Annotated in this window: 4 protein-coding genes and 1 pseudogene; 1 reads left to right on the top strand and 4 read right to left on the bottom strand. The window is 37.6% G+C overall.

Features of this window, described 5'->3' with window-relative positions; genetic code table 11:
• Nucleotides 1-195: 195 nt before the first annotated feature.
• The 4 genes from PX482_RS03315 to PX482_RS03300 form a co-directional block, all read right to left on the bottom strand.
• Nucleotides 196-2067, bottom strand: coding sequence for a hypothetical protein (locus PX482_RS03315; RefSeq protein WP_288025349.1), 1872 nt, complete (start codon nucleotides 2065-2067; stop codon nucleotides 196-198).
• 21 nt (nucleotides 2068-2088) lie between these two features.
• On the bottom strand, nucleotides 2089-6552 hold the full coding sequence (locus tag PX482_RS03310) for a DUF6603 domain-containing protein (RefSeq protein WP_288096917.1): 4464 nt from the start codon (nucleotides 6550-6552) through the stop codon (nucleotides 2089-2091).
• 86 nt (nucleotides 6553-6638) lie between these two features.
• Complete coding sequence (locus PX482_RS03305; protein ID WP_002758902.1) at nucleotides 6639-9821, bottom strand: hypothetical protein; 3183 nt, start codon at nucleotides 9819-9821, stop codon at nucleotides 6639-6641.
• Between the two features lie 121 nt (nucleotides 9822-9942).
• The gene (locus PX482_RS03300) at nucleotides 9943-10278 is read right to left on the bottom strand and encodes a nucleotidyltransferase domain-containing protein (protein WP_002758903.1); all 336 of its coding nucleotides are present in this window, start codon (nucleotides 10276-10278) and stop codon (nucleotides 9943-9945) included.
• 98 nt (nucleotides 10279-10376) lie between these two features.
• Between PX482_RS03300 and PX482_RS03295 the strand changes: the two are divergent.
• Nucleotides 10377-10462 (top strand): annotated as a pseudogene (locus PX482_RS03295) (IS200/IS605 family transposase); the annotation flags it as partial.

The raw sequence follows: 10462 nt of genomic DNA, 5'->3' as shown, positions 1-10462 counted from the left end.
ATCTTTCCGAAAGTCCTTGACTTGTTTTAGTTTTTCTATTAAGCTCAACATATCTTTCAAAAGTTCGCGTTCACTTCTCATTTTACCTGACAGTGATCGCTTTTACTTTTGATATTCTGATGGGAGAATGAAACAGCCCTACCTTAATAAGGGGGGCATCTGATAATTTTTAATGCCTACCTAGTTAATAGGTTTTTAAGAACCAATAAATCTCACTTTTTCTACTCCTTCAATCATCTCTAAAGCCAATTGTGCAGAGGTAAATGAGCTACTATTGTCCACTTGTTCTTTAATCCTGTTAGTAAGTGAATTGATATCTATAACTCTTTTTTCTGAATCTTTCCAAGGAATATTATCAACCTTTTTGTTAATTTCCTGACCATCTAAGTTTTTTAATTTTTTGTAAAAGGTTTTATTCTCATCATCCCAGTCTAGTCCGAAATGTAAGGTTTCTGGTTTTTGGTGAATATCTAATCTCTTGATTTCTCCCTTAATTAAAACATTAGCGGAAAGACGTTCCATCCGTAGTAGTTCAATCTTTTTTGTATCATCTTCATTATAACCATCAACGAGTAAACCTGGCCAACCTGACACTACATCTGAACGGAGTAAAAAACCAGTTACTGTGGGGTAATTGTTAACAGCAAGATTTGTTTTATTTTCTTGATCATGTTTATGATCTGATGTAGTTACTCGACCAATACTAAAGGCTCCATCTAATAAGCATTCTATCCAAAGGGAATCAAGATAGAAGAAACGAATTGATTCTACAGGTAACATAAGTTCATCGGGAACGAGATAATTAAAGGGTACACCTTTAAGAAGATTTAAATCTTCAAACCAATTATAAATACTTTCAGGAAGTTCTGTATTAGGTTGATTATAAACAGGTAAATGAGTTTCTACATTTTGTAAGCTTTGTCTATGAGTGCGTTTCCAATTATAGAGACTAACGGATAAATTTTTACTCTGTAAAGCGAGTAATCTTCCTAATTCCCAAGCAGCAGAGTATGAAACATCAAACATACCATTATCAGGATTATATATGATTAATTCATCTGCTGTACGAATGGGTAAAGTGATGTTATTGTTAGGGTTGTTTCCTGTGATTAAAGGACTATGATACCAAGAGAAGGTTTTCCCTCCTTGTCGTAAAAAATGGGGTAGGGGAACATAACCCATAGATAGATATTTTTCGGCTTCAGTATTATTAACTTGTGGCAATCTTAGGGTACTAGGTTCTCGGTTAAGATGGGTCAAAAGTCCTTGAAAACTTTGCTTTTCATCAATACAAGAAAAACTCCAACTTTTTAGGCTAACTAAACGAATATTATCATTATCTCCTGCTCCCTGAAAATCAAAACCGTTATTATTATAACGTCCTTCTAAAGAAACCAGATGGACGATACTTCTGCCACTTTTTTGAGGAAGTCTATTACAAATAATAACGGCTAATTCATCGCCGATTAATTTTCCTTGCTCATCTGTTCCTTGACGAACATGAGCAAGATAAGTTAAGTCTTCTTTAGTGGGTAAAATTTTTTCTAATAACTGTTTCTGGACATCAATAATTATTACTTTATCGTCTTCATGTTGTCCACTTTCTAGGCTAAAATTAGGAAATTTAGCAGTATAAATATTAATATCTTTTAAGGTTTCTAGGGTAATAATTTTGGATTCGGGGTTTTCTGTTTCTTCAAATAATAATAAAGCTAACCAAGCAGTATCATTATTATTACTAACAGATTGACGTTCCCAAGGTAAGGTACTACGGTTTAGGATAATATGGGGTAAAACATTGGAATGTTCCCCTAAGCTACCATCAGGGGGAAATACAGCGTGGATGTCTGTAGGTTTTAATTCAAAGCGTTCTCCTGATACAGTAAAACGAATAGGTTTAGTTTTCTGGTTTGTTGTAATATCTGTTGTAAAAGTAGTTCTAGGTATTTTTGCTCCACTTTCTATGGTTTGTGTAACAGTAATTTCATAGTCACCATCTTTTAAAGCTGGTTGATGATACTGAATAAATTCAATTTTAGTGGGTTCAGTTGTGGTAGTTTCTGGCATTTTTGACTCCTTTAATAATAATTAATTAACTAAAACTCCAATTTTAGGTGAACCTAATAAATGATCGGCAATTGTTGCACTGAGATCAATTTCTTCACTTTTCAAATTTAGTGCTTTTAGTAAATTATCTCTGGTGTTGTTGACTGCATTATCTACAATAGTGTTACTAATGTTTTTAGTGGTTTCCTCCTGAAAAGTGCTAATCGTTCGCCAATGATAAGCATTATTAATTGAAGTAGTGCTAAATTGTAATTTACTGCGATTAATGGCTTGAGTTGCCCCCAGTTCTGGTTGTTTTTTAGGTTTAATTTCTAATCCAGATAGGGTATTTTCAATAAATTGATTACCATTCAAACTAGGGGTTAAAGATTCGCCCCAAAGTGCGACGGGAACTTTTTTAAATAGGGGAGTACAAGCAAAATCTTCGTCAAATTCTGTTGAGTTTAGCGTTGTACCATTTTTATTAATAGTAATCGTTAATTCTGAGATTAGCTCAGAGGCTGTTACTGCCATGGAACCGATGCCAAACTGGGTATTAATTTCCTGAGTATTAAGATTAACATTACAAGTTTTAATAGGAATGACTGAATTAGCGACTAAGCAGAAATCTTTAGGATTAATGTTCCCTAAATCTGTTTTATCGTCTTGATTAACTTTTCTGACTAAACCCTCTTTAACGGCAATGGTACAAATAGCATCAGCAGCAGGGAGAAAAGAGGTTTTAAACTCATTCCAGTCAATGGCTGTGGGTGCTTGCGAGGCACTGCTACCAAAGCTCACATCAAAAGAGATAATCCAAAGATGAATATGGGCAATACCTGTAAATTCGGGTCCCCAGATGTGTAAATCTGCCCCTAATTGAACGGTAATATGCTGAGTCCCGAAAAATTGGAAAGTATAGGAAACCCCCATATCAATATAGATAGAAATATCGTAGTGATAGGGTTTCCAAGACATGAGAAAATCTGCCCCGGCGTTGAACCAAGCACTCAGAGGACCACTATTCCAAGTAGCTTGGAGGTGTCCCCCGGCCATGATAGCGGAAGGAGTCAGGGCAAAATAAGCATCTGCTTTGATATAAAGTTCACTGCTAACTTGCCAATTAAGCCCAAGGCGAGGTACTTTCGGGTAATGGTCTGGGACTTTAAAGAGGGGATGATAACCCCCTAAAGTGAGGACAAAATCTCCCTCATGGACGTTAGGGGCAAACCAGCCATAAAAGGCAAATCCTCCGGTGAGATGACAAGCTTGAGAAAGGATATAAGAGTTAGGAGTAAGTTGGGCAATAACGCCGATAAATCCTTCGGCGGGCAGAAAACTGGCTTTGATGGCTAGTTGTACTTGGGCAACCGGGGGGACTCCTGCGCCTACATTTGGGGGGGCGATGAGGGTGGCTAAACCAAGTATATTAAGTTCAAAACGATTACCAAAAGCGACGGTAAGCAGGAGAAAAGAGTCAATCAGTTTAAAAGAGGTGAATTTAATGCCGATGGCGAGGAATATTTGCCCAGTTTCGGGGGGGATATAGTCTCGGAGTTTGGTTAGTTCTCCTGTGAGTCGGGCGGCTTGGTCTGAGTTAGAACCCTCAGCCGGAGGAGGGTTAACCGCTTCGGCGACGAGGGGGAAGGTGGCAACTTGGTCAATGGTGGGGACTTTGAGGGCGCGGTTATAGCCAAAGCCGGCGGCTAATCCGGTGACGAAGAAGAAAGAGGGTCCACCGATGGGGTAGTCAAGAATGGCGTAGATAAAGAGGGAGGGATGTCCTTGAAAATAAGCATAGGACCCTATGGCGGAAAGGTTGAGGGTTTTGGCTTTGACGTTAAATTTGATAACGGCGGCCCCGTTGTATTCGTCTATGCCGTTTCGGGTAGTTCTGAGGAATGCGCCACCGATTTCTAGGGTGTCGCTGCCTTTGTAGTCGATGCCGATGCCTTTAAGGTCAAATTTGGGGTCAAATTGATTGAGGGGGGAGTTAACGGCAAGTCCATCGAGGGAGAGGGAAAGTCCGGCTAGGTTAAGACTGGCATCTAATAAAACCCAGATTTTTGAGTCTTGGTATTTCAGACCAATTCTTTGAAAGTGGACGGGACCCAAGCTTTTTTGCAGTGTAAACCATTTGGTACTATCACTAATTGGGGTGGGAGTAGAGGAAGGGGTGACGACTGGGGGAGAAAGGTTATTATCCCGTGGGGGGGTTGTTCCTTCTATTTGACCCGTCTGTTTATTGATGGTGATGGGGAGTTCTAATTGTTGGATTTCGCTTCCGAATTGAAGCGAGGGGATAAGGTCGAGACGTTGGTTAATATCGGTGGTGGGTAGTTTAATGCCTCCGTCGGTATATAAAGTGTTTAAGGCTTGTAATTCTGGGGCTGTAAAATCAGCTTTAGTTGCTAAGATTTGTAGGGAAATTTTCAGGGTTTGATTGGGAGGAAATTCTTGTCCGACTAGGGGTAGGTTAGAGAGGTTAATGCCACCATCAATATTTAAACCAAAGAGAAAATTAGTTAAGGTTTGTTGTTTAGAATAGGCAAATAAAGCATCTTTCAGGTTGATTTCTAGTCCTTCTGGTATATCATTTTTTAGCTGAGAATCAATATAACCAATCAGGTCTTTAACTTTTACCGTCTGGTCATCATGGTAAGCAGCAAGGAATTTGGTAGAGGTTTGGTCAGTATCGAAAATGAGGGCAAATTTTAAGCTCCCAATAGTGATATGTCCATCAAAGTGTTTTTTATAAGAGCCGTCTAATTGTTGGGTAATATTAATTTGAAGAATTACATCAATTATTTCTTCTTCGATCTCCAATATAGATTCACAGGTAAAGTAGAAATTTTTTGTTTCAGTATTGAAATAAGTTGCTATATTTTCAACCACTAATCCCTCAATAGCTTTGGGAAAACCTTCATCTGTTATTCCAAAGGTTGTTACTAAATCTTTTATTAACAGTCCGATGGGAATTTGCTGTCCAGGTCTGGTACTTCCGGCAAAAGTCCAACCCCCACTTTCGTTGGCATTAGTCGCCAGCAGAATCAGATCTACCCCGGCAATAGTCAGAACACTGTTAATTGTAGCAAAGCTACCACCAAGGTTCTTTTCTATCTCTAGATGTAAATATTTAAGGGGTAAGATAGAAGTTCCTCCCAAGTTCAATTCCCAATCACTAGCCATCTCTATTTCAAAGGCGTATAACCCTTGTTTGATATCAGCACTTATCGCAAGGTCTAATATAGAGATGTGTGGCAGGTGAGCATTGGGGATTATTTCCTCAATGATTTGCTCTAGGGCGATGGTTTGATATAAGCCAAGTTCACCATAAAAAGCAAAGTCGGGAAAGACAGCTGAAGCGTTTACTAAACCCCCTCCCACATTGAAAGCGGATAGAAGATAAAAACGAATAGGAGTCGGATCTCCGGGGCTAACTTCCCATCGTAATAATAAACCTTCAATTGTTAATGCTTTTCCTAATAAGGGTTGATTCCAGTTTGCTGTGGTACCGATACTTAAGACAATATAAGATACCTTCAGTGGACTTAGGGATAAGTGTAAGGATAATTCACGAATTTCTAGGGTACTTAATGAGTTTATTGCCAGAGGAAAGGTATCGCTATTGTTAGGTAAATGACCACTTAATAAGTTAGTAAAAGTATCGAAACCGGGAAAAGGAATAGGTTCTGCATTTTCGATGATGAGTTGTGTACTCCCTACGGGCCAGACTATCTCTACGTTTTTAGGTGTTTTTGAGGTTCCTATGGTAACTCTCCCTAAAAAGCTAATCCCCGATCCTATATAGTTAGCATAAAGAGAGATGCTGGTATGCAAGACAAGTGAATAAATCCCAAAACTGAAAATATTTTCATAGGTTTTAGTAAAATTTAGTTCTATCTCTAAGCGTATTTCTTCGTATTCAGGTTGTTGATTTATATATCCATAAAAAGGTAAAGATGAATCTTTATAACCCGCATATTCTATTAGTGTATGTAAAAGTGGCATCTCTGAAAGTGCTATCTCTGAAACAAAATTTAGCCCCTGATGAATTTTACTAATATTTAAGGTAGTATCTAGTAATGTGAGATAGGATTTTGGGGTTTGATCTGTCTGAAAATTGTGGGAAGAAAAAACCAGTACCATCGGCTTATCAGCGGGAAATCGTAAGTCGTAAAAAAGTGAGGATTGATTACCCGCATCTGGATCGTTGCCAAAATTAGTATAATCGGGAAGGTCTGGATAAGACCAAGAAAAATCCCAAACCTTCGGGAGAGTGGCTTTTAGAAGGTATTCTAACTGACCATTATATACAAAAAAGATGCCCTCAACAGCTTGCAGTCTTACTCCCAGTAATGAAGGTATTCTTGCTTGAAAATGCAAGGAATCATCCGTTTCAGTGATGGGTTGTTTTACTCCTTCAAGTTGTAATATTTCTCCAGAAAAGGCTTGTTGAAGTTGATTAGCTAAAGCTGAACCGATGGCATTCTGATCCAGTGTCAAATGACCTAAGTTGAGTTGGTTTTTGATGGATTGAAGGTGGGGATTGCTCATGTAAGTAGGTTGGTTTTTTAATGGGATAGATTGATTTACAGTTTCTTAGCATTTAAAAGCATACTTTGTTGTTTTCTTAGTTTTCTCCTGTCATGCTCAGATAAAGTTGATTGATCTTCTTTTATTTCTTCAAGCTTTCTCTTAACTCCTCTGGCTTTTTCTTCAATACTGTCAACTTCCATTACTGTTTTATCAGGTTTTTCCTTCGCAAGTTCTTTTTTCATATTCTCAATGTCAGTTTGTATAGTTGCTTGACTTTTCTGTATGTCCTCAACCTTTGTCTTCAAATTCTGAATTTTCATCCCCAAACCTGTGTCTGTAATAATCAATTTAAGTTGGCTTTGATTTTGCTGTTCTACGGTCATCTTGTTAAAATCTTTTTCAATTTCAGTGTAAATAATTCTTTGGGATTCAATGTCAGTATTGGCCGTTTTAAGCGCTGTTTCTAGGTGGCTGCAATTTGTTGTTGGTTGATCTAGTTTTATGTTTGGAAAATCAGGATTAAGCACTTTTAGACGGTCCTTTATTGTGGACATTTCCCCTGCTATTTGTTCTGCAAACCCCTCTATTGAATTCAGGTTATTGCGGATTTCATGTAGTTTTTGATCTAAATCTAAAACTCTGCCGATAATCCCCGCTTCTTCCTCGCTAGGTAGCAGTTTTTCTACACGGCTTTTAATTTTTTGCTTGTACTCAGACTCTTTACCCATTGCTATATATAACGCTCTTTCTACCATGTAATCAAGGATCTGGCATTCATGTAAGTTTATGCTTTCACTTTGAGCATCGTAGATGTGGTCAAACACTTTTTTCCCATCATAATAAAGCTTGTAGCGCATCCAACGGGCTATTGGTAGATACATGAAAAAATGTCTTTCTAAATTGTGCCGGAATTGGAAAAGCTGTTTCTTTTTTTTTGCATCAGTAGCAGGACTACTAATTTCATCTGACAAGGCTTTAAAAGCTGTTCTAAGAGCCTGATCATCTATGTTACCAGAACCATCTGTTTTTAATCTATATTTAACTGGCTTTGCTAACGGCACGCCTTCAAAAAATTTATCTCTTTGTGTTACTAAGTCCAGCTGAGGATTTTCCTTGTCAATACCTAATTTTTCATTTAAACTTTTTTGCGTATAACTTCCTCCTGTTACCCATGTACCCGCATTCGGTATCAAATAAGCCGTAATTCGGGCTTTTAATTTACCTCGTTCAACTGCTGTAAAATCGGTTTCATTTTGACTGACGCGACGTTGACCAGTTTCAATCGCCAGTTGTTCAGTGTTGCAGTGTTTGCTACCAGAAACAAAATTACCCAATTCTTCTGGACCGCCATCCCCATGACCAAACAGGTGACACCATTCTTGATCGGTTTTTAAACTAGAAGCATCAACAGTAGCATTTGCATCTAGTTTATTATCTTTGCGCCATTGCTTCTTAACATCATCATCATTAAGCTGTCCTAGTACATATTTAGCAAAGGAGGTAGCCGATAATTTAGAATCAGTTATTTTAGGCGTGATATTACTGGCTTTCATCCCAGGATATACATGAAAATCACTCAAGGCTTCTGCCATCGTTTTCCCCGCATCTACTCGTTCATTTTCGTTAAAACCTAAAGTGAGGTCTTGTCCACCAGCGTTGAACTTTTTCCATACCCGGTAGCCAGTATTGTCTAACTTTACAGATATTTCAATTTTTTTGATATCAAATTTATAATCATAACCAGGAATGCTCGGATTCGTAACGCGAGGCGGAAATGGGTCTTGGCTAGGATTATTTCTCTTAGTTGCTGACTGATTAAATGTTTTATAATATTGAATCAAACTATTTATACTACCAATGACAGGATTTTTAAATCCATCTTTTTTGACTTTGTCGTAAGGCCAATTAGTAGGGTAGAAAGCATCAGGTTTGTTAGTTGTGCGGTTTTGTTTAATTGCTGGAGGAGACGTTACTAGACAATCTGGATTTAATTCAAACACATAACTCCATAATTTTGCTAAGGGAAAATTTGCATCTCCATCAAGCAAATTAATTAACCATTTATAGTTTACCTCATTCACCCTATCGGCACGCATAGGATAGCCACTACTTCCACGCCCTCCCTCGCCTATATTTACGGCGGAGATATGCCCCATTAAAGTTCCCCCGTTATCGTGGTAAAAACAGTGATAGTTTCCCTTAGGAAGCTCGCAAGCCGCCTGATGTGCTAAGTCTTTAGCTTTTTCTGTTTCTTTATCATTTCTTTCAGTATCATCTTTTCCATCATCCTTTTTGAAATGAATTCTGTTCTTCAACAAGTTACTCTCTGTTTTCAACTGAAAGACATTTTGTATAGTTTTAGTTACAGTATTCTTCCCCTTCTCCTTATCACCCAACTTATTGATTTGACCTCTTAATTCCCACAAATAACGATATTGCTCATTTCCTTTTCCTAAAAAATATTCAGCGTCTTCGTTATCACGCTCTTCATCTTTATTTTTTATTTTTTCATCATACTTGTAAGTTCGCTTTATCTCATAATCATTAGAACCATCTTTTTTTCCGTATTTATATCTTTGGGTATCTTCACTATTATCCAGAAAAAGCAATCTAGCGTTAGGATTTACATAAACACCGTAATATAAGTCAGTGCCATTTGTATAAGATCCCTCTGGGCTGATAGCAATGGCTGGCACGATTAAGGTTTGATCCTGAAGGGGTTTTTCATTTGTTATCCAGTGTTTTCCTCCTATCTTATTACCTGTACTATTATCAAATCTTACAAAAATTTTATTGAGCAAATTTGCATTTACAATGCGTAATCGGTTCAGTATTATTTGATTGCCAGGAGTATCTTTTACCTCATTGTTACCGTCGAGCCATTTCCAGTAGTATTTATTTTCTTCATCGGCTATTCGAGCTAAAAGTGTGTCAACATCTTTAGAAAGATGGGTGTCTTGTAAGATATAGCCAATGAGGCATTGATTGAATTGGCAGGTTTCTCCCCATAGGGATTTCATTGAATTATTAAATTCATCTATTATCTTATTGTCCATCGTAATGGGAGTTAGTTCGGTTTTAAGCTTAAAAGTTGTTAAAGCCGCTTTGAGTATAGATTGATAGTAATTTGTTATGGTAGGCGTTTGTGTGGTATTAATTGTAATGACATTAATAACATTGTCTTTAAACTCAACTCGATCGTCTGTTTCGATTTTTATAGCTTGGAAGTTTCCCATGATTTGACCTACCTGTTAATAGATTAATAAATTGTGAAGAAGGGGAAGATTTGTCTGCGATCGCTTTTCATTTTTCTTGGAAGCTGACGAGCTTTTAAAAGTAATTCAATCTGATCTTCTGTCATAGAATTATTCCCTCTTTACGAATATTCCTAAGCAAAGGACCAGAACGATGAATGAATCGGTATTCATCCATAAATATACAACTGATTACCGAATCTTTTTCTAAAGATAAACTGGCTATAATGAATCCAGTTTTTTCAATTTCTTCACTGGCATTTACTTCTCCTTTAAGAACCACTAAGACATCAATATCAGAGTCTGGATGTGCGTCACCCCTGGCCTGAGAACCAAACATGATCAACTGTTTAAGGCGATCACCGTAATGATTTTTTAATTCTCGTTTCAGTCGAGCGAGAATGGTTTTTAGGGTATCATTGACAATCGTTAATGTCATGGTTAACTATCCTTGGTTACTTTGATTTAGAAGCATAGTACATCATTTTTAATCTCTTCGGGTCTAATTCCCCGCCGCTCGCGGCGTACAATAGAAAAATGAGTGAATACATCCATAAGAGCCATAATGTAAGTGTTTTGCTATATCATTTAGTGTTCCCAGCCAAATATCGTAAAGCCGTTTT

The organism is Microcystis sp. M53602_WE12 (genome assembly GCF_030065455.1).
In the GTDB taxonomy this organism is placed as follows: domain Bacteria; phylum Cyanobacteriota; class Cyanobacteriia; order Cyanobacteriales; family Microcystaceae; genus Microcystis; species Microcystis aeruginosa.
Note: the sequence above shows the minus strand (reverse complement) of the source record. Positions and strands in the feature narration are given on the sequence as shown.

What these genes read in the sequence shown, in the direction of transcription:
- PX482_RS03315 (WP_288025349.1), bottom strand. Translation starts at nt 2,067, where the DNA reads ATGCCAGAAACTACCACAACTGAACCCACTAAAATTGAATTTATTCAG.
- PX482_RS03305 (WP_002758902.1), bottom strand. Translation starts at nt 9,821, where the DNA reads ATGGGAAACTTCCAAGCTATAAAAATCGAAACAGACGATCGAGTTGAG.
- PX482_RS03300 (WP_002758903.1), bottom strand. Translation starts at nt 10,278, where the DNA reads ATGACATTAACGATTGTCAATGATACCCTAAAAACCATTCTCGCTCGA.